Annotated in this window: 19 protein-coding genes; 14 read left to right on the top strand and 5 right to left on the bottom strand. The window is 66.4% G+C overall.

What is annotated here, in order from left to right:
* Position 1 precedes the first annotated feature (1 nt).
* The 7 genes from ACZYZF_RS23895 (at position 2) to ACZYZF_RS23925 (ending at position 9681) form a co-directional block, all read left to right on the top strand.
* Complete coding sequence (locus ACZYZF_RS23895) at positions 2-2056, top strand: hypothetical protein (RefSeq protein ID WP_463836997.1); 2055 nt, start codon at positions 2-4, stop codon at positions 2054-2056.
* A complete protein-coding gene (locus ACZYZF_RS23900; protein WP_463747145.1) occupies positions 2053-4539 on the top strand; it encodes a GAP1-N2 domain-containing protein in 2487 nt (828 codons plus the stop codon). The genes ACZYZF_RS23895 and ACZYZF_RS23900 overlap by 4 nt, the downstream gene beginning before the upstream one ends.
* Positions 4539-5465, top strand: a complete 927-nt coding sequence (locus ACZYZF_RS23905) for a hypothetical protein (RefSeq protein WP_463747146.1) — start codon at positions 4539-4541, stop codon at positions 5463-5465. The genes ACZYZF_RS23900 and ACZYZF_RS23905 overlap by 1 nt, the downstream gene beginning before the upstream one ends.
* On the top strand, positions 5462-6619 hold the full coding sequence (locus ACZYZF_RS23910; protein WP_463747147.1) for a TRAFAC clade GTPase domain-containing protein: 1158 nt from the start codon (positions 5462-5464) through the stop codon (positions 6617-6619). The genes ACZYZF_RS23905 and ACZYZF_RS23910 overlap by 4 nt, the downstream gene beginning before the upstream one ends.
* Positions 6620-7594, top strand: a complete 975-nt coding sequence (locus tag ACZYZF_RS23915) for a sensor domain-containing protein (protein WP_463747148.1) — start codon at positions 6620-6622, stop codon at positions 7592-7594.
* 112 nt (positions 7595-7706) lie between these two features.
* Entirely contained in the window at positions 7707-8612 is a 906-nt protein-coding gene (locus tag ACZYZF_RS23920; RefSeq protein ID WP_463747149.1) for a sensor domain-containing protein, read from the top strand.
* Positions 8613-8712: 100 nt separating this feature from the next.
* The gene (locus ACZYZF_RS23925; RefSeq protein WP_463747150.1) at positions 8713-9681 is read left to right on the top strand and encodes a sensor domain-containing protein; all 969 of its coding nucleotides are present in this window, start codon (positions 8713-8715) and stop codon (positions 9679-9681) included.
* A gap of 245 nt (positions 9682-9926) precedes the next feature.
* On the opposite strand, the gene ACZYZF_RS23930 is transcribed toward ACZYZF_RS23925, so the two are convergent.
* Together ACZYZF_RS23930 and ACZYZF_RS23935 are read right to left on the bottom strand one after the other, a co-directional pair.
* A complete protein-coding gene (locus tag ACZYZF_RS23930; RefSeq protein ID WP_463836998.1) occupies positions 9927-10904 on the bottom strand; it encodes a DUF8017 domain-containing protein in 978 nt (325 codons plus the stop codon).
* 26 nt (positions 10905-10930) lie between these two features.
* Entirely contained in the window at positions 10931-12049 is a 1119-nt protein-coding gene (locus ACZYZF_RS23935) for a nuclear transport factor 2 family protein (RefSeq protein ID WP_463836999.1), read from the bottom strand.
* 287 nt (positions 12050-12336) lie between these two features.
* On the opposite strand from ACZYZF_RS23935, the gene ACZYZF_RS23940 reads away from it, so the two are divergent.
* On the top strand, positions 12337-13641 hold the full coding sequence (locus ACZYZF_RS23940; protein ID WP_463747153.1) for a citrate synthase: 1305 nt from the start codon (positions 12337-12339) through the stop codon (positions 13639-13641).
* Positions 13642-13720: 79 nt separating this feature from the next.
* Here the strand turns inward: ACZYZF_RS23940 and ACZYZF_RS23945 are convergent, their stop codons facing one another.
* On the bottom strand, positions 13721-14185 hold the full coding sequence (locus ACZYZF_RS23945) for a YbaK/EbsC family protein (RefSeq protein ID WP_463747154.1): 465 nt from the start codon (positions 14183-14185) through the stop codon (positions 13721-13723).
* Between the two features lie 83 nt (positions 14186-14268).
* Here ACZYZF_RS23945 and ACZYZF_RS23950 point away from each other — a divergent pair, with 83 nt between their 5' ends.
* Positions 14269-15723 (top strand): MFS transporter, encoded by a 1455-nt coding sequence (locus ACZYZF_RS23950; protein ID WP_463747155.1) that lies wholly within the window; start codon positions 14269-14271, stop codon positions 15721-15723.
* Entirely contained in the window at positions 15713-16150 is a 438-nt protein-coding gene (locus ACZYZF_RS23955) for a MarR family winged helix-turn-helix transcriptional regulator (RefSeq protein ID WP_463747156.1), read from the top strand. The genes ACZYZF_RS23950 and ACZYZF_RS23955 overlap by 11 nt, the downstream gene beginning before the upstream one ends.
* A gap of 6 nt (positions 16151-16156) precedes the next feature.
* Here ACZYZF_RS23955 and ACZYZF_RS23960 read toward each other — a convergent pair whose 3' ends face one another.
* The gene (locus ACZYZF_RS23960; protein WP_463747157.1) at positions 16157-17713 is read right to left on the bottom strand and encodes a phytoene desaturase family protein; all 1557 of its coding nucleotides are present in this window, start codon (positions 17711-17713) and stop codon (positions 16157-16159) included.
* A 15-nt stretch (positions 17714-17728) separates the two neighbouring features.
* Positions 17729-17977 carry a DUF2630 family protein gene (locus tag ACZYZF_RS23965; RefSeq protein WP_463747158.1) on the bottom strand — a complete coding sequence of 83 codons (249 nt, stop codon included), beginning with the start codon at positions 17975-17977 and terminating at the stop codon, positions 17729-17731.
* 31 nt (positions 17978-18008) lie between these two features.
* Here ACZYZF_RS23965 and ACZYZF_RS23970 point away from each other — a divergent pair, with 31 nt between their 5' ends.
* From ACZYZF_RS23970 to arfC, 4 genes are all read left to right on the top strand, one after another.
* Complete coding sequence (locus tag ACZYZF_RS23970) at positions 18009-18371, top strand: FKBP-type peptidyl-prolyl cis-trans isomerase (RefSeq protein WP_463747159.1); 363 nt, start codon at positions 18009-18011, stop codon at positions 18369-18371.
* 117 nt (positions 18372-18488) lie between these two features.
* Complete coding sequence (gene arfA / locus ACZYZF_RS23975; RefSeq protein ID WP_463747160.1) at positions 18489-19532, top strand: channel-forming protein ArfA/OmpATb; 1044 nt, start codon at positions 18489-18491, stop codon at positions 19530-19532.
* Between the two features lie 11 nt (positions 19533-19543).
* A complete protein-coding gene (gene arfB / locus ACZYZF_RS23980; RefSeq protein WP_029110268.1) occupies positions 19544-19699 on the top strand; it encodes a channel accessory protein ArfB in 156 nt (51 codons plus the stop codon).
* Entirely contained in the window at positions 19696-20310 is a 615-nt protein-coding gene (gene arfC / locus ACZYZF_RS23985; RefSeq protein ID WP_463837001.1) for a channel accessory protein ArfC, sunset domain variant, read from the top strand. The genes arfB and arfC overlap by 4 nt, the downstream gene beginning before the upstream one ends.
* Positions 20311-20373 lie beyond the last annotated feature (63 nt).

The following is a 20373-nucleotide window of genomic DNA, read 5'->3' on the forward strand; positions in this document are numbered from 1 at the left end:
GATGAATGATCCACGTCCCGCCCCCGACAACGACGACGATCCACGGTTGGCGCCGCTGCTGGCCTGGCGGCAGCAGCTGCTCGACTCCGGGGCGGTCGCTGCCCGCAGCTTCAAGGAAGCCCATGTGCGCCTTGTGTTGCGGTCGGGTTGCACCGACGTCGAAAGGATCCGGGCCATGCTGCCGGGGTCGGTGGCCGAGCATGCCGAGGACATGGCTCGGGTGCTGGCCGAGTTGGGCGGTGTGAGTCCGGCGGCAGAGGATGCCTCGGGGCGGCACCGGACTGCCGCGTCCGCAACCGAATCCGTGACACCGCCGGCGTCGCCTGAGCTGTCTCCGCCGCCACCGCCGCCCCTACCGCCACCGGCCGAAACAGCGTTGAGCGCAGCTGATTTCGCGCCGTTCACGTTCGGCGCCCAGCAGCCGCCGAGCCACAACATCGCGCTCCGGCGACGCCCGGACGGGGCCGCGCTGGACTTGAGCTGGCCGCCCTACGAGCCGGCTGCGGCGGTGGTGCTCTACCGACTGGTCAGCGCCGAGGGCGACGCACCGTACGCGCCGGACCGTGCGGATCTGGTGGCCGCCACCGACACCCCGTACGCCGCAGACGCCCGGCCCGCCACGTCGGCGGCCAGGCACTTCCAGGTATGGGTGAACGTCGGGCCGTCGCGTGCCGACGCGCTCGCCGCCCAACCGGTGCTGTACGCGGCCGGAGTGCTGGTCAGCCCGCTCACCGCATTCGACATCCGCGAGGACTCCGGACGGGTCATCGGTCAGTGGGCGGTCCCGCCCGGGGTGAGCGCGGTGTTCATCTACCGCATCCCGGCCGAAGACGCCGGACGTGACGGCCCTCAGTATCGGATCCTGGCCGACAGTGCCAACCTTTCCGGGTTCATCGACACCGACACCGTTCGCGGACAGCGCTATCTGTACCGGGCCCGTTGCGCGGCCACCGTGGACGGCGTGCTGCGGCTGTCCGAAGCGGTCCAGGCCGACGTCGCGGTGTCGGCGGTCTTGGAGCCGGTCACAGACCTGGCTGTGGTGGCCGGTGGTGACGGCTCGGTGTTCGACCTGACCTGGACGCCTCCGCCCGCCGGACGTGTGGTGATCTACCGCAGCGAGAACGGGCCCAACGCCGGCGCCGATTCCGCCGAACTGGCCGAGGACGCCCTCGAACAGGTAGGGCTCACTCCAGAACTGCAGCTGACCCAGCCGGTGGTCACGCGGCACACACCGGACGGCCGGCCGGAGTCGGTGTTGGTCGCGGTGTCGTGGCCGGCCGATTGGAGCCGTGCGTACCTGACTCCGGTGACCCTGCTGGGCGGGCGTGCACTGCTGGGCAAGACGCTGTCCTCGGTGCGCACCGGGACCATCAGCGACGTCGAGCTGGCCGAGTACTGCAACAAGCAGGTGCTGACATTCGACTGGCCCGACGGCGCGGCAGGTGTCGTGATGTACCTGGCTCCCAAGGGCCACGATCCGCGTGACGGGCTCACCGGCAAGTCCTTCGAGATCTCTCTTCAGGAGTACGAGAAGTACGGCGGCATGCAGTTGACGGGGCAGCTGCCGGTCGGCGGCTGCTCGCTGCACCTGGCGCCGGTGGCGTTCTCCGGTGGACGGCGTGTGACCGGTGCGGTCACGAGCACTGAATACGCCGGTCTGCTCCGGCTGCAGTACGCCGTGCAGATTGTTCGTGACCCCAACGGTTTTCCGGTTTCCGCCACTATCGCGATGCGCTCCGAACACGACCTGCCGGGGTCTCCGGCGTTCGTGTTGGTCAACAATCCGCAGCGGATTCCGCTCGGCGTACATGACGGTCAGGCCGTCGACGTCGCTCCGCTCACCGAGCAGGGTCAGATCGGCGACCGGCCGTCGAAGGAGTTGCGCTGGACGGCCCTCACCACGACGGGCGCGGGCGAGCTGTGGGCCGCCGATGTGCGCGGCTTGCAAGGATGGATCAGGTTGTTCGTGAACACTCCCACGCCCGCGCGGCTTCGGGTCATCGCTTTGCTCGACCCGCCGGTGGAGACCCTGCGACTCAGCCCGCCGGCGCGATGACCACGCGCTACGGCCAGTTGGCCTACACCTCGTTCGACAAGGTCGGGTCTGCCGGCGGCTGGCAGGTCAAGGAGTCCACCGGAGGGTTGACTGCCGACGAGACACAACAGCTGATCGCCGGTGTGCGTACGGTGTTCCATCCGGTCGAGCCGTTGCCTGCCTATCCGACACCTGAAGAGTTGGAGCGGGGCCCGCGCCGGTTCGCGTACCGCCCGCTGGACAGCGGTGCGGCCGGCTACTGGCATTCGATCCCGGCCGGGTCCGACAGCACCGGCCGTCCCGGCAACGTGTTCGCCCACGTGTTGCTGGACCGTCAACCCGATGCCGCGCGCCGGCCGATCGAATGGTGGCGGTCGGCGCAGTGGCTGCGCCCGTACGGACCGGCGGCCGTCGCCCGTGCGGCCCTGCCGCCGCGCGCCCCGGAGCCGGGTGTGGTGGTGACGAAGGACAGTGTGATCGCGTTCGCACTCGATTCCACCACGTGGCGCCTGACCACCCTGTTCGGGCTTTTGGACGCGGTTCTCGCCGCCCTCGCCGGTGGTCCGCCGGTGGTGCTGGGGGCTGAATCGGCCGAATCGGCCGCGCACTGGATCGGGCTGGTCAGCTTCCTGATGTCGTCCGGAACCGCGACAGATCTGAGTTTTTCGACGTTTGACCGCGCCGATCAGCTGGCCCTGGCTCTGCAGAGCGGCCAGCACCTGACCGCGGTGCCGATCGGGGACCTGGACGCGGTACCGGCGGGAGTGGTCGGCATCGGCGAGGCCGACCTGATCTCTCTCGGTGAACTGGGCGGGGAACCCCACCGCACCGCGGCCGGGCAGGCCATCGAGGTCACCGCATGGTCGGCCATGGCGCAGGTGGTGTTGCTGGACCCGGCATCGGCGCGGACTGTGCTCGACGATATCGACCGGTTCGCCGGGGAGGTGTCCGATGCCGGATTGCATCCGGCATGGCCGATGGCGATGGCAGTGGCGGCCAACGCGGAGTTCGCCGACGCGATCGATGAGGCGCACGACGTCATCACCACGTATTCGCCACCGGGGGTGGCTACGGGATCTGCTGCAGCCCAGACTATTTCAGGTGTCATGGGGGAGGTGGTGGGAACGACCACCGCCGAGGCCTGGCAGGCGGTGCAGAGCCTGGCAGGTGGCGCCGCTGCTGATTTCGCCGATGTCAGCTACCTGTGCCGAGCGCTTACCGACGACGCCTGGCTGGCACGGCCTGGTCCGACACCGTTGGGGCCGAGGGTGTTTCATGGTAGATCGACGCCGCCCGAGGTGCAGGCGGCGATCGGACCGGCGCTGCAGCGGGCCCGCGATACCGGACCCGAGCGGGTGCTGGCCGTGGTGGACCTTCTGCAGCGGGCGGGTGTGCGGGACGACCGGCTGGTGGCAGCATTGCGTAGCGACCTGGTGGCGCAGATCGAAGACCCGTCGCACGCCGCAGAATTGAGTCGACGACTCGGCTCCCAGGGCAAGCTGACATTGGCTGCCGCACTGTTCCGCACGTCGCCCGGCGACGTGGCGGCCGGGGTCATCGGTGACGGCTTGCTGGACTGGCTGGCCGACGGGGTCGACTTTCCTGCCGCTGCAGAGCTTTCCCGGTCGCGGCCGTGGGATTCCGGCTGGACCCGGGCAGCGGTACGTGGGGTAAGAGCCGCGCGGCGGGGTCCGTCTGCCCGGGGAGACCGGGTGGCCGAGCTCTGGTGGCTGGGGGTGTCGGGCTCGCCGAGGTTCGTCCAGGTGGCGGGTGATTCCGTGTGGGATCCGGCTGATCTGCTGGCTGTCGTCGGCGACGGTGCACTGCCCGGCGCGGCCGCTGTCCGCACACTTCTGGGCGCACCCGATTCGCCCGAGTTGGACCGGTTGGCCGCCAAGGTGATCGACGGCAATGACGACAGTGCTGCTGTTGCCCACGCGGCGGTACGGCACATCACCCCGCTGCAGTGGATGCAGCAGCGTTATGTGGATACCCATCAGCGGGCTTACCTCCCGTTCTGGGAGCAGGCGCTTGCCACGGCTCGGCAAGGCGACGTCCACCGCGATTTCTCGGCGGGGCTGCTGACCTTCGCGCTGCTGGGAACCATTGCCGGACAACCCTTCCCGGATGGCTGTCACATGCTTGCGGCGGATCCTGACCTGGCCGCGGAGGCGGTCCGCCGGGTGCTCCCACTGGTGGACGGATGCGAGATTTCCCCGCACGTGGTGCTCGCGGTCAGCCTGCTGCATACGGTGGCAGCCGAGGATAACGAGACCCCGCTGAGCGGTGTCGAGGCGGTCCTGGCGCAGCTGGCCGAGCACGTGGCAGCACCCTTACAGAATGACGATCACGAGGTCGAGGGGGCGGCGATGTTGATGGCGCAGATGTCCGGAGACATGTCCGACGGCGCGCTGCGCCGATACCGAAAAGTGGTGAGCAGGCTGTTGACGCGCCGCGCTGATGTACAACCGACGCTGGCAGCCCGACTGCGGGGGAGCCGCTGATGCCGATCTACGTGATGGGTGCACGCAATCAGCGTGTGCAGATTCCGAATCAGGCTCTGACCGTGTCGATCACCGGCGCCGTCGGTGGCGCCGCGTTGGAAGTGCAGGGTGGTCCGGACCAACCGGTGGTGCGCTCCACGGCACACCAGGCGGTGCTGCCGAGCCTGACCGGGCCGGTGACGATCGTCGTGCGGCCCGTCGGTGCCGACCGGTTCGGTTCGGGCACGCTCATCCATTTGGCGATCGCGCACGACAACCCCGGTGACGTCGACCCGGTCCAGGTGATGTTCGATCCTGTCGACGTCGGCGGCGACACCGTCGTCACTTTCGCCGCGCTCACCCCGAACGGCACGCAGATCGAGGTGGCCGTCAGTGCGGTGGCCGATACGCCGATGAGCCCCTTGGCATCCGCGGCCCGCACGTCCGCGCGCAAGGTCACCGGACGGGGCCCGGGGAATTCCGAGGGCTCGGTGGTGCTGGCCGTCGACACGTCGGCGTCGATGCGGCGGTGGTTCGCCGACGGCAGCACGTTCGCGGCAGCCGACATCGTGGTCGGGGTGGCCGATGCGATCGGCGTACGGGCCGTATCGGCGGTGTTGGTCGGTGCCGAGGTGACGCCGGTGCCGGCAGGCGACGCCGCTGCGCTGGTGGACGCGCTCCGCCAGGCCGAACCGCGGTGGTCGGCAGGGGCCCGGTGGTCACGCTTGCCCGCCGGCCCGGCGCGTACCGTCGTCTGTTCCGACTTTCCCACTTTGGCGGTGCGGCAGCAGTTTCCGGTATTGGCGCTGTCCAACGACCGGCGCCTCGACGCGGACGGTGCGCGGCTGCCGTCACCCCGTCCGGGTAACGAGGCCGGGGCCGAACTGCTGGCCCATCCGCCGGTGCTGGATCGCATCACGGCGGCGTTGGTGCGGGCGTTGACGTGACGAAGTGCCCACGCTGCTTCTCGCTGCTGAATCCGAACCACTTCCTGTGGACGTTGATTCCCCAGCCGGGCGCGGCCCGCTACCGCGACGACGTCGCCTCGGCCTACCTCGGTGCGCCGGCCGAGTGTGGTCCGCTCTACACCTGGACCCGCACGCCCGGCCACAACGGTCCACCGCCGTCGACGGCGGATGCGAGCCACGCCCTGCAGGGACCCGCAGTCGAGATCTGCACGGTGTGCCACTACACGCTGCCCGAGGGCTGGCGGCACGGGCATGCGATCTGCATCGCGATGGCCGGTGCCCGGGCTACCGGTAAGAGTCTCTACATCGCGGTTCTGGTCAAACAGCTGGAGCTACTGTGCGAACGGCTCGGTGTGTCAATGGAACCCGTCACCCGAGCCACCGCGCAGGCCTATGAGGCGAACTACGAAACTCCGCTCTACGTGCAGCGCGGGCTGATCCCTCCCACGCCCACGATGCACACCCAGGCGTCCAGCCAGCGGGAGCCGCTGGTGTTCTCGATCGGTGGTTGGCACGGGGTGCGGCGGTTCCTGGTCCTGCGCGATGTGGCCGGTGAGGACATGGAATCCGGCGATCTGCACACGCCACCGTTCCGGTTCTTCGCCAACGCCGACGCGGTGTTCTTCATGTTCGATCCCCTGCGGGTGCAGACGATCCGCGATCAGTTGCGCGATCTGTTGCCGGCCCAGCAGTTCAGCGGCGGCGATCCTCGCTCGGTGCTGAACAACCTGCTGATGGCTGTGGGGCAGGGGCAGCCGAAGCTCGCGGTGATCCTGTCGAAGTTCGATGCGCTTCGGACGTTGCGGAATGTCGAGGGCTCCGAGTGGAGCATGATCATGTCCAACACCGGCGCGGCCTATCTGCGGGATACCTCCGATGCCCCGCGTTATGACGAACTCGGTGGGCAACTGTTGCACGAGGAAGTGCGAAGTCTGCTGACTCGTCTGCACGGCGGCGCGATCGTGGCCGCGGTGGAGAACCCGTCGACGGGAATCGTGTTGCCGCATCGCTATTTTGTGGTGTCTGCGCTCGGGCAGCCGCCCAGCGGCAACAAGCTGCATTCCCGGGGGATCGCCCCGTTCCGGTGCGCCGACCCGATCCGGTGGGTCACCTCGAGCTTCGGGGTGTTGTAGGTGACCACTCAAGATCCGTTCGGGGGCAACCCGTTCGGACAGAATCCGTTCGGGCAGCCGCCGTACGCGGGTCCGCCGATGGCCCCTGCGGGGCCGCCGCCGCATGACGAGGTCAACTCGTTGGCGACGTTGTCGGTGGTGTTCGCGTTCGTGTTCGCCCCGGTGGGTGCGGTGTTGGGCCATCTGGGACTGTCACAGATCAAGCGCACCGGGCAGCGAGGTCGTGACCGTGCGCTGGTGGGGTTGACCCTGTCGTATGCGGTCATCCTGCTGGCTGTGGTGGGGCTGGTGGTGTGGGCCGTCATCGATACCAAGGGCGTCGACTCGAAACCGGTTACATCGCAGACGAGTTCACCGTCCGCATCGCCAACGAGCACCAGTTCGCCGCCGGCGGAGCCGACCGTGGCAGCCAAGGACCTACCCAGCCTGGTGCCCAACCTGGCCGAGATGCGTGACCTTCTCAACGACGACACAGTGACCAGCTCACAAACCCAGACCCGGGTCCAGGATCAGCCGCCCGACGTGTTCACGTTCGACCCGGCCGAATGCGCCGGCTCGTTCGTGGCTCTTACGCCTCAGGGGTATGCGGGTAGTGACTACCGTGAGGTGTACGGGCCGTCCCATGTGGCTGCCGACAACGTCGTCACCGGTGAGGCTGTCGTCCGGTTCCCCAGTGCCGCGGCGGCCAGACAGGCGCTGGTGGGCTATCAGGACGTCTGGCACCGCTGTGCGGGCCGGGTCCTGAAGGTCACCTCGGGGTCTGGTGGGGTTATGGATTTCAATCTCGGCGCACCCGAGGTTGATGGCGATGTGACCTCGTTGGTCAGCGTCAGTCCGGGTTCCCCGGAAGTGGTGATGAGCCGCGCGATTGCGGTCAAGGCGAACGTGTTGGTGGATACGCAGGTCTTTGCGCAGCGGCACGGCCGCGAGCACGTCGTGATCGCCAATCACATTCTCGACAAGATTCCGGGTTGACATGACGCAAGGTGGTTTCGGGGGTCCACAGGATCCCTTTGGTGGTTCTCCGTTTGGCAGTGCGCCTTTCGGGCAGTATTCGTCAGGTCAGCCGCCATACGGTGGGCCGCCGATGGTTCCGGGTCCACCGCAGCCGCCGGCGCCGCCGAATGACGAGGCCAATACGTTGGCGACGTTGTCGGTGGTGTTCGCCTTCGTGTTCGCCCCGGCGGGGGCAGTGTTGGGGCATCTGGGTCTGTCGCAGATCAAGCGCACCGGGCAGCGGGGTCGGGATCGTGCCCTGGTGGGGCTGAGTCTGTCGTACGCGCTGATCGTGGTGGCCGTTGCGGCGCTGGTGATTTGGGCGGTGGTGCCGAGTTCGTCGACCACCACGACAACTGAAGCGACGACGAAGAATACGGCTCCTGCCACTACAACGACGACGACCGTCGCGCCGCCACCGCTCGTCACCGAGCCTCAGATGGCGGGCCTGCTCCCGAGCCTGGCCGAGATGCAAGAGATCACGAAGAAACCGCAGCTGATCACCGACGGGAAGCCGCAGGACATCGGCCTACCGGAAGGTCACACGTACAGCCCGGTCGAATGTGCCAGTTCGTTCAGCATGTTCATGCCACTGCCGTACGAGAACAGCGGCTACCTCAAGACCGCGGGAATCTCGCAGTACGAGAGCCCCAATGCCGACCTGCAGGCCTACGAAGGCGTGGCGACGTTCGCTGACGCCGCGACGGCGCAGCGGGCACTCGCCCGCAACCTCGAACTGTGGCGCGGGTGTGCCGGTAAGACATTCACGTGGACCATCCCAGACGGCCGATCGACGCACTTCGTCCTCGGCGGGCCGGAGGAACAGGAAGACGGAATTATCGCGTTGCGCAGCAGCAATCAGGGATCGCAATCGTGGATGCTGCGCGCGATCGGCGCCAAGGCCAATGTCCTGGTCGACGTGCACGTTCTCGGCGTCGGAGTGACCGACGAGGCGGTCACCGTGGTCAAACGAATCTTCGACAGAATTCCGGGTTGATATGACGCAGGGTGGTTTTGGGGGTCCGCAGGATCCGTTCGGCGGTTCTCCGTTTGGTGACGCACCGTTTGGGCAATATCCGTCGGGGCAGGCGCCGTACATGGCGCCGCCGGTTGTTCCGGCAGGTCCGCCGCCACCGCTGTCGCCGGCGCCGCGCGATGAGGCCAATACCTTCGCGACGTTGTCGGTGGTGTTCGCGTTCCTGTTCGCTCCGGTGGGTGCGGTGTTGGGCCATCTGGGTCTGTCGCAGATCAAGCGCACCGGGCAGCGGGGTCGGGATCGTGCCCTGGTGGGGCTGAGTCTCTCGTATACGTTGATCGTGGTTGCCGTTGCGGCGCTGGTGATCTGGGCGGTGATCCCGAGTTCGTCGAACACCATGACAACCGAGGCCAAGACGACCGTGCCCGCAACGCACAGCCCGGTGACCACCACGGCAACGACCACAACGACGCCGCAACCCCCGCCGTTACCGTTGGTCACCGAAGCACAGCTGCCCGGCTTGCTGCTCAACCTCGATGACGCCGTCCGACTCGTCGGCTTGAACGACGGATACAGCACGTTCGACTTGACCGTATTGAGAAACGCTGCCGAATTGACAACCACACCAACGGAATGTCCCCCGGTCATAGCCACCGGAAGCCCCGGCATTTACGCGAACAGCGGCTACACCGCGACCCAAGATCGATCTTTCGCCAGCGTAGATGTGAAGACGATGTTTGCACTGGGCATCCTCGATGAACGAGCGACGCTGTACGCCGATGCATCCGCCGCGAGCCAACAGGTCGACGCGATCGAGAAGGTATGGCAGGGATGCCTCGGGACTGTCACGCACACAACCCCAGCCGGGCCGGTCGTCTACGACGTCGGTACGGTGACCCGCTCGGCGACGAACTCGTCGATCATGCTGCTGAGCAGCACTGTGGTGGAAGGGCAGTTGCGAGGTCAGCGTCCTACGCGTGCTGTGGTGGCCAAGTCGAACGTCGTAATCGACGTGGTGTTCATGAGCCCGGACCCGGGCGGCCGCGCGGAAGCGGCCGCCGCTGAGATCCTCTCGCGGATACCGGGATAATCGTCGACCGCGCCGCCGTCGTACGCGCGAAGCGCCCCGGTCCGCATCGAAACTGAGGCCAGGGACAACATCAGCACCATTTCTGTCCCTCAGCGCAATCTCGGTGCGGCACTGGCCCATTGGTGGTCGCGTCAGTAACGCTGTGGCGGAAATCCACGCCGAAAATCGCCACAGTGTTACTCACGCGGGGCTTGATTCGCGATACGCATCATCACCGTCTGGCTGCCCCAGTTGTCAGACGCGCCCTAGTCGATCCGGCGCAGTGTCCCCACGATCTGGTCGACCACACTCGGATCGGCCGCGCCGGGAAAGCCCTGCTCCAGATCGATGATGAAGTTCACGGTGCCGGACTGACCCGGCACGGTGGTGGACACCACCGAATAGAGCGCCGAGCTACCGGTGCAGTCGTCTTGAATGCCGGTGACGGTCGCCACCACTTGGGCTGCGGGCGCTCCGGAGACGGTGAGGCTGCGTGGTGCTCCGAGCGAGACCGACGGCACCGCGCCCTTGTCCGAGGTGAAGATCTTGGTCGCGAGCTTGGCGTCCAGCGTGGCGGACTCGTTCACATCCGTGACGTCCGTGATCGACGCCACTCCGGTGACGGCACTGCTGCCCTTCGGGCACAGCTTGTTGGGCATGCTGGCCGCGCCCTTGAGGAGCCGCACTGGGCAGTAGCCGAACGGTCCGTCGGGGCAAGGCTTTTCCCAGCCGACACCGGTGCTGCATTCCTCGACCGTCCAGTCCCCGGGGACGTCGTAGGCGAGTCCCCGAGCAGTGGTCACCGTCAACCATCCGGCCGGTGTCTGGGGACCCGGACCGGCGGTGCGGCCCTCACAGCCGGCCGGGGCGGCCGGGGCGGCCGGGGCCGTCGAGGAGGGAGTCGTCTTGGTGGTGCTCGGCGCGGCCTTGGTCACCGACGAGGTCGTGGTGGAGTCGGCGGTGTGCTTGGTGTCGTTCTTGTTCCCGTAGTTCAGCTTCCAGAGCAGACCGCCGAGGAGGAGCGCGACAATGAGCACTCCGGCGACCGTGCCCAGGATCCACCCGGTGTTGTTCCGATTGGGCGGCGGAGCGTCGGAAGGCGGTGCCTCGCCGTACCCCGACCACGTCGGCGGCTGCTGGCCGTAATTCGGCCACTGAGGGGTCTGCCCGAACGGATCGTTGGAGCCAAATGGACTGCCAGAGGGTTGGTTCCACCCCGGCGGTGGCTGTGGTGGGTATGTCATCGGCGTTCTCCCCGCTCGTTCAGGTCTCAGTTCCAGGTCAGCTTGGGTGGGCTTGTCGACAGGTCCGCGGTCCCGGACACCGGCACTGTCACGGTGTTCGTCGGGACGGCGCCGCCGCTGTGCTGCGCGGTGATCGTCGTGGTGAGCGTGCCGATCAGCGAGGCCGTCATCGCACTGGTCAGCGGGATGATCTTGAACGTGTCGGCGCCTTCGATGGGGCCCCATTCGGCTGTGCCGTCAACGTAATTCGGCGCCTCGATCCGCACCGGGCAGCCCGGCGGCCTGATCAGGTTGGAATTGGTGCACAGTGCGAACGAGTCCGTTATCGCGGCGCGGATCGCCTGCTCGCCGGAGTCGCTGAGCTTGAAACTCATCGACATCACCGACGCTCCGGTGGCCAATTCCTGAAGCATCATCGGTTTGGACGTGACGCTGAGGTACGGGCTGCTGCTGCCGACGTCGACAAAACCGGGAAACACATAGCGGGGCTGGTCGACGGGTTTGCCGAACACGGTGAGGGTTTCCGCGTCCTTCTGCCCGATCTGAGTCTTGTCGATCTTGATGGACGCGTTCGAGATCTTCCACCCGTCGTGCTTCTCCACGAGCAGCTTGGCCTCGGAGACCTCGTCGCCGAACTTGGCCGTGACGTGCACCTGGGATACGGCGCTGTTGCCGGTGGTATCGAGCACGCGGATGTCGGTGATCGGCGACTTCGCGATCTGGCGGCCGAGGATCTCGTCGGTCAGCAGTTCGGTGGAGACAGGCTGGGACTTGCCGTAGGACAGGGCGGTGGCGGCATCACCGCGGGCCAGCGCTTCCAGATACGCCACCACCGCGGCTTGCGGGCTTTCGCTGCCCGTGCCGCTGCCGTCGGCCGAGTCCGAGCGCGTGATCACGACGGTCAGCGCCGTCAGTACGGCGAGCACCGTCACCACCGCGGCCGCCACCAGTCCGATGACCATGCCTTTGCGGCGCTTGGGCGGCGGCGCTCCCGGCGGTGCGCCGAAGACCGGCGGCGGTGTGGACAGTGGGTAGTCGGAAAAGTGGGGCGGCGGCGCGGACGAAAAGTTTGGATTCGTCGTCGGCCAACCTGGTGTGGGCGGCTGCCCACCGACGCCGAACTGGCCCCCGGACCAATCGGCCACGGCCCCCTCCTTGACTGTGTGCGGCACCACGTCGGTATCGCGCACGGGGTTGCCGTGAGCAGTATAAGTGGGGGGCGGCAGGCGTCTGCGCGCCAATTTGGAACTGTCGCTGAGCTGGGATCTCAGGCACATCGGGGCACTGTGAGGCAGGCCCGTCACCAAGCGGAGAGCGGTGCGTGGTGACCCGTTGGTAACCCCCCGCGGGCAGCGCTGATCGATTGCGACTACCTTTTGTAGAGCAGTTAGTCGGTTCCCAACGACTTCCCAACGAGGATGAAGGGATTCCCGTGGCCGAAAACCCGTCGAGTGGGCAGGACCTTGCCACTCTCAAGTACCCCGGTGGCGAGATTGATCTCGATATCGTCCATGCCACCGAGGGCAGTGACGGCATCGCGCTCGGTCCGTTGCTGGCCAAGACCGGCTACACCACGTTCGATGGTGGCTTCGTCAACACCGCTTCCACCAAGTCCGCGATCACCTATATCGATGGTGATGCCGGCATCCTGCGGTACCGCGGTATCCCGATCGAGCAGCTCGCCGAGAACTCCACGTTCATCGAGGTCAGCTATTTGCTGATTTACGGTGAGCTGCCGACGGCCGAGCAGCTGGAGGCGTTCACCACCCAGATCCAGCGGCACACCCTGCTGCACGAGGATCTCAAGCGGTTCTTCGACGGCTTCCCGCGTAATGCGCATCCGATGCCGGTGCTGTCCAGTGCGGTCAACGCGCTGAGCGCCTACTACCAGGATTCGCTGGATCCGCTGGACAACAAGCAGGTGGAGTTGTCGACCATCCGCTTGCTGGCCAAGCTGCCGACCATCGCCGCCTATGCGTACAAGAAGTCCGAGGGGCAGCCTTTCCTGTACCCGGACAACTCGCTGACGCTGGTGGAGAACTTCCTTCGGATGACGTTCGGCTTCCCGGCCGAGCCCTACGAGGTGGATCCCGAGATCGTCCGTGCTCTGGACATGCTGCTGATCCTGCACGCCGATCACGAGCAGAACTGTTCGACCTCGACGGTGCGTCTGGTGGGTTCGTCGCAGGCCAACCTATTCACCTCGATCTCCGGTGGCATCAACGCGTTGTGGGGCCCGTTGCACGGTGGCGCCAACCAGGCCGTGCTGGAGATGCTGGAGAAGATCCGCACCGGCGACGACGATGTGCAGACGTTCGTCAAGAAGGTCAAGAACCGCGAAGACGGCGTGAAGCTGATGGGCTTCGGTCACCGGGTGTACAAGAACTACGATCCGCGCGCCCGCATCGTCAAGGAGCAGGCCGACAAGATCCTGGGCAAGCTCGGCGGCGACGACGAACTGCTCGACATCGCCAAGCAGCTCGAAGAGATCGCGTTGACCGACGACTTCTTCATCGAGCGCAAGCTCTACCCGAACGTCGATTACTACACCGGCGTGATCTACCGTGCGATGGGTTTCCCGACCCGCATGTTCACCGTGCTGTTCGCGCTGGGCCGGCTGCCCGGCTGGATTGCGCACTGGCGTGAGATGCATTCGGAGCCCAACAAGATCGGCCGTCCGCGCCAGATCTACACCGGCTACACCGAGCGCAATTACCTGGACATCAACAAGCGCTGAGTCTCCCTCGCGAGCAGACGTAAAACTGCCCTAAAACTCCGGTTTTAGGGCAGTTTTGTGTCTGCTCACCGGCAGTGGGTCACCGCACCGGCAGGGCGAGTCCGCCGGTGAGTGTCAATAGCTGCTCGTAGGTCAGCGGCATTACCGAATCGGCGGTGCCGGCCGCCGTCCAGATGACCGGGTAGGACGCGAGCGTCGGGTCGACGACGGTGCGCAACGGTTCGGGGTGCCCGACGGGCGCCACCCCGCCGATGATCTGTCCGGTCGCGTCGCGGACGAGTTTCGGGTCGGCCTTGCGGATGTCGGTGGCGCCGAGATGATTCGCGACGACGCCGGTGTCGACCCGGGCGGCGCCGCTGGCCATCACCAGCAGCGGCTCGCCGTCGCACTCGAACACCAGGCTGTTGGCGATCGCGCCGACTTCGCAGCCCAGTTGTTCGGCTGCCGCAGCGGCGGTCTTGGCGTCGGCGTCGAGGATCCTGATGGCCGGTTCGATTCCGGCTGCGGTTACCGCGGCCGCGACGCGGGCGTTCCGTTCGTTCACGGTGACGATTGTCTCCCAACGCCATTCGGTGGACCGGGCGACTCGATTTGCCCGAACGACAGTTGTAGTTTCACAATAGTTGTGTGAATACAACCATTGGCACCCTCAGCGCGCGGCGCAAGGCGATCATCCTCGTCTCGTGCTGTCTCAGCCTGCTGATCGTGTCGATGGACGCCACCATCGTCAACGTCGCGCTCCCGAGCATCCGCGACGATCTGGGTGCTTCGCCGTCGCAGCTGCAGTGGATCGTCGACGTCTACACCTTGGTGCTGGCCTCGCTGCTGCTGCTGTCCGGCGCCACCGGCGACCGGTTCGGCCGTAGGCGGACATTCCAACTGGGCTTGACGATCTTCGCGGTGGCCTCGCTGCTGTGCAGTCTCGCACCCAACATCGAAACCCTCATCGCCGCCCGGTTGCTGCAGGCCATCGGCGGTTCGATGCTCAACCCGGTGGCCATGTCGATCATCACGCAGGTTTTCACCGGCCGCGTCGAGCGCGCCCGCGCGATCGGCGTCTGGGGCGGCGTGGTCGGTATCTCGATGGCCCTGGGCCCGATCGTGGGCGGCGCGCTGATCCAGTATGTCGATTGGCGCGCGGTGTTCTGGATCAACCTGCCGATCTGCGCACTGGCCGTCGTACTCACCGCGATCTTCGTGCCCGAATCGAAGTCGGCGACCATGCGGGACCTCGACCCGGTGGGCCAGGCGCTCGGGGTGGCGTTCCTGTTCGGCGCCGCGTTCGTGCTCATCGAGGGTCCCGGATACGGCTGGGCCGACCCGCGCACGCTGGCCGTCGCCGCTGTGGCTTTCGTGGCCCTGGCGGCGTTTCTGCGGTACGAATCGCGTCGCAACGACCCCTTTATCGATCTGAGGTTCTTCCGCAGCGTGCCGTTCGCCTCGGCGACCCTGATCGCGGTCTGTGCGTTCGCCGCCTACGGGGCATTCCTGTTCATGATGTCGCTGTACCTGCAGACCGAACGGGGCTATTCGGCGATGCACACCGGTCTGATCTACCTGCCGGTGGCCATCGGGGCCTTGATCTTCTCGCCGCTGTCGGGCCGGCTGGTCGGCCGGTACGGTAGCCGGCCCTCGCTGTTGGTGGCCGGAGCCACGATCACCGTCGCGACGCTCTTGTTGACCCGGCTGACCGCTGACACTCCGGTGTGGCAGCTGCTGGTCATGTTCGCGGTGTTCGGCATCGGCTTCTCGATGGTCAATGCGCCGATCACCACCACGGCCGTCAGCGGTATGCCACTGGACCGGGCGGGTGCGGCCTCGGCGGTGGCCTCGACCAGTCGTCAGGTCGGGGTGAGTGTCGGTGTGGCTCTGTGTGGTTCGGTCGCCGGTGCAGCTCTGGCCGGGACGGGCGCCGACTTCGCCGTCGCCGCCCGGCCGCTGTGGTTCGTCTGCGCCGCACTGGGTTTGGTGATCTTCGCGTTGGGCGTGGTTTCCACCACGCCGTGGGCGCTGCGCTCGGCGCAGAAGTTGGCGCCGCTGATCGGTGAGCACGATGCGCGGGAGGTGAGAAATGTCGGGTAAGAGTCAGTCCGAACTGGCCGACGAGGTGTGGCGGGCGCTGACCCGGTTGGTATTCGATCACCGCGACAGTTGGAAGCGCGCGGTGATCGAGGAGAGCGGCCTGCCGTTCAGCCGGATCCGCATCCTGCGCCGCCTCGAGCGGGCCCCGCTGACAGTCAAGCAGCTGGCGCATGCGGCGACAGTCGACGCCCCGGCCGCCACGGTGGCGGTCAACGACCTTGAGGAACGCGGATTGGTGGTGCGTGAGATCGACCCGACCAACCGGCGCAGCAAGCTCGTGTCGCTCACCGGAACCGGCCGTGCGCTGCTGGCCCGTATCGACCGGGTCGACGATCCGGCGCCCGATGTGTTGGCCGCGCTCAGTGCCGCCGATCTCGAAACCCTGCGCGCCATTCTCTCTCGGGCCGGCGAGCCGGCCGAATCCTGAGGCTCGCTAGCCTTCGAGGACTGCCATCGCGGCGTTGTGGCCGCCGATTCCGGAGACCGCGCCGCCGCGCACCGATCCTGAGCCGCACAACAGGATCCGGTCATGGCCGGTGGACACGCCCCACCGCTGGGCCGGGGTTTCCCGGGGCGTGTCGTCCTCGACGAACGGCCAGCGCAGCGCGCCGTGGAAGATGTTGCCCGCGGTCATCCCGAGGGCCTGTTCCAGATCGGCGGTGGTCTTGGTCTCGATACACAGCCGGCCTGCAGCGTCCTCCATCAGGACGTCCTGGATCGGTTCGGCCAGAACCGAATTGAGCGAGTTCAGTACCGCCGAGGTCAGCCGGTCCCGCATCCGGTCGGGGTTCTTCAATGTCAGTGAGTGCGGGGTGTGCAAGCCGAAGACAGTGAGGGTCTGCGCCCCCGAAGCGCGCAGGTCCTCGGACAGGATGCTCGGATCGGTCAAGGAGTGGCAATAGATTTCGCAAGGCAGCGGGTCCGGTACGCGCCCGGCGGCGGCAGTGTCGTAGGCCCCGGCCAGCTGGCTGAAGGTCTCGTTGATGTGGAACGTTCCACCGAAAGCCTGCTCAGCCGTGACGCGCTCGTCGCGTAGCCGGGGGAGCCGACGCAACATCAGGTTGACCTTCACCTGCGCCCCGGTGGCGGTCGGAGGTGCCGGTTCGCCGAGTAGTTCGGCCAGCACGGCGGGCGTGACGTTGGCCAGGACCCGGTCGGCGCGTACCCGTCGCGCGGACCCGCCCAGTCGATAGCGCACCTCACCCTCCGCGCTGACGGCGTAAACGTCTGCACCGGTGATGATTTCGGCTCCATGGCCCGCCGCGGCGGCCGCCAGGGCTCCGGTGACCGCGCCCATCCCGCCGATCGGGACGTCCCAGTCGCCGGTACCGCCGCCGATCAGGTGGTAGAGAAAACACACGTTCTGGATCAGTGAGGGATCGTGCATGCCGGCAAAGGTGCCGATCAGGGCGTCAGTGGCCATCACGCCGCGCACCAGATCGTGTGACACCGCTGCGGCGATCGCCTCGCCGATGGGCTGCTCGATCAGTGCATCCCAGGTGGCGGCGCTTTCGGTGTCCTGTCCGCCCAGCACCTCCCGGCGCATCTCGGATCGGGTGCGCAGCGGCTGCAGCAGCGTCGGCCAGATTCGGCCGGTGACCAGCCCACAGCGGCGGTAGAACTCGTGGAACCCGGCCACGTCTTTGCCGGCGCTGATCGCGTCGAATGTCGGATGCGGACCGATCAGCAGGCCAGTGGCCCCGCCCGTGACCGGATCCGGTGTGTAGGAGGAGTATCGGCGCCGCGACAGCCGGATTCGGGCACCGAGATCGGTGATGATGCGCTGGGGGAGCAGGCTGACCAGATACGAGTACCGTGACAGCCGCGCATCCACACCGTCGAAGGGGTGTGCCGAAACCGCCGCACCGCCTACGTGGTCGAGGCGTTCGAGTACCTGCACCCGGCGGCCCGCGCGAGCCAGGTACGCAGCAGCCACCAAGCCGTTGTGTCCGCCGCCGATGATGACGGCGTCCAACGAGCCTTCGGTCACGTCATACCCGTCCGGTCAGCCCTTGTAACCTTCGACTTCGTCGGCCCCGCGGGGGTGGGCCAGTCCGGGGTCCTGCCCGGTTTCGCGGAGCGCCCGGCGCTGCCGCAACAGGTCCCAACACTGGTCGAGGGCGACTTCCAGCGATCTCAGGCGTTGTTGCTCGTCGGATTCGTCTATTTCCCGGCGCTGCAGTTTCGACCGGAGCTCCTGCTCTTCGGCAACGAGCCGGTTAACTTCGCCGAGGATGTCCTGATCTTTGGCCACACAACCAGTCTGCCCGACTACCGTTGATCTGGTGAGTACAAAACCTGAGATCGAGTTTCCGGACGAACCCGCCCCCACCGAATTGGTGATCAAGGATCTGGTGGTCGGCGATGGCTCCGAGGCAGTGCCCGGTGGCACTGTCGAGGTGCACTATGTGGGCGTCGAATACGACTCCGGTGAGGAGTTCGACAGCTCGTGGAATCGCGGAGAATCCATTGAGTTTCCGTTGCGGGGCCTAATTCAGGGCTGGCAGGACGGAATTCCCGGGATGCGGGTGGGTGGTCGTCGCCAGCTCGTCATTCCGCCGGCCCAAGCCTACGGTCCGGCGGGTTCGGGGCACCGGCTTTCCGGTAAGACGCTGATCTTCGTGATAGATCTGCTCGCCACTCGTTGATGTCGCCGTGGATTCGGAGAGTATTAGCCGAACCTAACCGTCAAATTCCATTTACTGCTACCGTCAACCTGTTTCGCTGCTGTAGATAACTGTTCGTCGACTTCAGGAGTGCCCAAAATGTCGGGTTCGGACGAATCTCGGACAATCACAGGCTGGCAAACAGCCTCCAAGTTATATCGACGACCACCTGGTTTGGGTTGGTTGTTGGCGCTGGCGGCAGTTCCCTTGTTGCTGGGGCTGATCGGATGGGGTGGGCTCGACCGCTCCGGCAAGAACTCCGATCTCACACTTCCCAATGTCAATCCCACTGCGACGTTGACCGCTCCGGACGTGAATGCCCCGGACGTCAACGCACCCAACGTCAATATGCCGAACCTCTCGTTCGCGCCGTTGTCGATCACACGTAACGGCAACGATTTCACCCTCACCGGCGATCTGCCCGACGCGGCCGCCAAGACCTCGCTGCTGGACTGGCTGCGCGGAAAGTTCGGTGGAGACGTCAATCTGGTCGACAATCTGAATCTGCGTCCGGGCGTGAGCACCCCCGATGTTTCGGCTCTGGGCAAGGTATTCGACGCCGCAGCTGAGGGCATTCCGGATTTCAGTTTCAGCATCGACGGTGACACGCTGACGTTGACCGGTACCGCGCCGTCGGCACAGGTGCGCGACGCGGTCGAGGCGGCCGCGAAGGCGGCATGGCCGAACATCAAGCTCGTCAACAACATTCAGATCGCCGCAGCGCCGGCTGCCCCTGGGCCTCCGCCCGCTGCGGCTCCTGGTGCACCGGGTACACCCGGACCCTGCGCCGTGCTGCAGAACGATGTGAGTGCACTGCTGCGCACACCGATCAACTTCAGTACCGACGGGTTCGTCGTGGCCCCGGCATCGCAGCAATTGCTGTCGCAGGTCGCCGACAAGCTGAAGTCCTGCGCGGGCGCGCAGGTGGCTGTCACCGGTTACACCGACAGCTCGGGCAATGACGCGATCAATGTCCCGTTGAGCGGCAATCGCGCGAAAGCCGTTGCCGATTATCTGGTTTCACAGGGTCTGGCGGCCGATCACGTGACGTCGTCGGGCGCGGGTTCGGCGAATCCGATCGCCAGTAATGACACCCCAGAAGGCAAGGCGCAGAACCGCCGTGTCGAGATCACGGTCAACTAGGGAGATTCGACATGGACTTCGTAATCCAATGGTTGTGGTATCTGCTCGCGTTCGTGGTGGGGTCACTGGTGGCCTGGCTGATTTCGGTGGTGACCGTCAAGCCCACCAGTGAGGAAGAGGCGTTCGCCGAACTGCCCGGCTCGCGTGAGATTGGAGCACGACGATGAGCGATGTCAACTGGTGGTTGATGGCCCTGGCTTTCGTGCTGGGGCTGGTACTGACGCTGGCGCTGACCTTGCGCCGGGTGAAGCGGGAGGTGCCGGTGTACGGTGCCCTCGGCCGTCGTCCCGACGGTGCTGCCAAGGGCGCAGCTGCGGCCAAGGCCGCAGGCGGCGGGACTGCCGCCACCGCAACGGCTGTCACCGATGACGCCACGACACGGCTGCCGAAGGTCGGCTCGGGCGACGAGCCCACCACGAAGCTGCCCAAGGTCACCAGCGCCGGTGCCGCGGCGGCGGGTGCGGCTGCCGCGGGTGCGGCGGGTGCAGCCAAGTTCGCGTCCGGCGGAGGTGCCCATGAGGCTGCTGACGACGGAGCCGATGACGTCAAGGTCGTCGAGGAGACGCCCTACGGCGCCGGATCGGTGCGGGTCTCGGGTGCGGGCACGCCGGCGGGTTATCTGATCAAGGGCAACGAGGATTCGATGCTCTACCACTCGCCGGAGAGCCCGTCCTACTCGGTGACCGTCGCCGAGATCTGGTTCGCCGACGTCGAATCCGCGGAGAAGGCCGGGTTCAACCGGTGGGACAGCGGTAAGTCCCAGCGCGAGAAGAAGTAACCCACTCGCCGAGCAGACATAAAACTGCCCCTTTTCGCGCGAAAAGGGGCAGTTTTATGTCTG

It is taken from the genome of Mycobacterium sp. IDUB_24 (assembly GCF_055419385.1).

What these genes read in the sequence shown, in the direction of transcription:
- ACZYZF_RS23895 (WP_463836997.1), top strand. Translation starts at nt 2, where the DNA reads ATGAATGATCCACGTCCCGCCCCCGACAACGACGACGATCCACGGTTG.
- ACZYZF_RS23900 (WP_463747145.1), top strand. Translation starts at nt 2,053, where the DNA reads ATGACCACGCGCTACGGCCAGTTGGCCTACACCTCGTTCGACAAGGTC.
- ACZYZF_RS23905 (WP_463747146.1), top strand. Translation starts at nt 4,539, where the DNA reads ATGCCGATCTACGTGATGGGTGCACGCAATCAGCGTGTGCAGATTCCG.
- ACZYZF_RS23920 (WP_463747149.1), top strand. Translation starts at nt 7,707, where the DNA reads ATGGTTCCGGGTCCACCGCAGCCGCCGGCGCCGCCGAATGACGAGGCC.
- ACZYZF_RS23925 (WP_463747150.1), top strand. Translation starts at nt 8,713, where the DNA reads ATGGCGCCGCCGGTTGTTCCGGCAGGTCCGCCGCCACCGCTGTCGCCG.
- ACZYZF_RS23930 (WP_463836998.1), bottom strand. Translation starts at nt 10,904, where the DNA reads ATGACATACCCACCACAGCCACCGCCGGGGTGGAACCAACCCTCTGGC.
- ACZYZF_RS23955 (WP_463747156.1), top strand. Translation starts at nt 15,713, where the DNA reads ATGTCGGGTAAGAGTCAGTCCGAACTGGCCGACGAGGTGTGGCGGGCG.
- arfA (WP_463747160.1), top strand. Translation starts at nt 18,489, where the DNA reads ATGTCGGGTTCGGACGAATCTCGGACAATCACAGGCTGGCAAACAGCC.
- arfB (WP_029110268.1), top strand. Translation starts at nt 19,544, where the DNA reads ATGGACTTCGTAATCCAATGGTTGTGGTATCTGCTCGCGTTCGTGGTG.
- arfC (WP_463837001.1), top strand. Translation starts at nt 19,696, where the DNA reads ATGAGCGATGTCAACTGGTGGTTGATGGCCCTGGCTTTCGTGCTGGGG.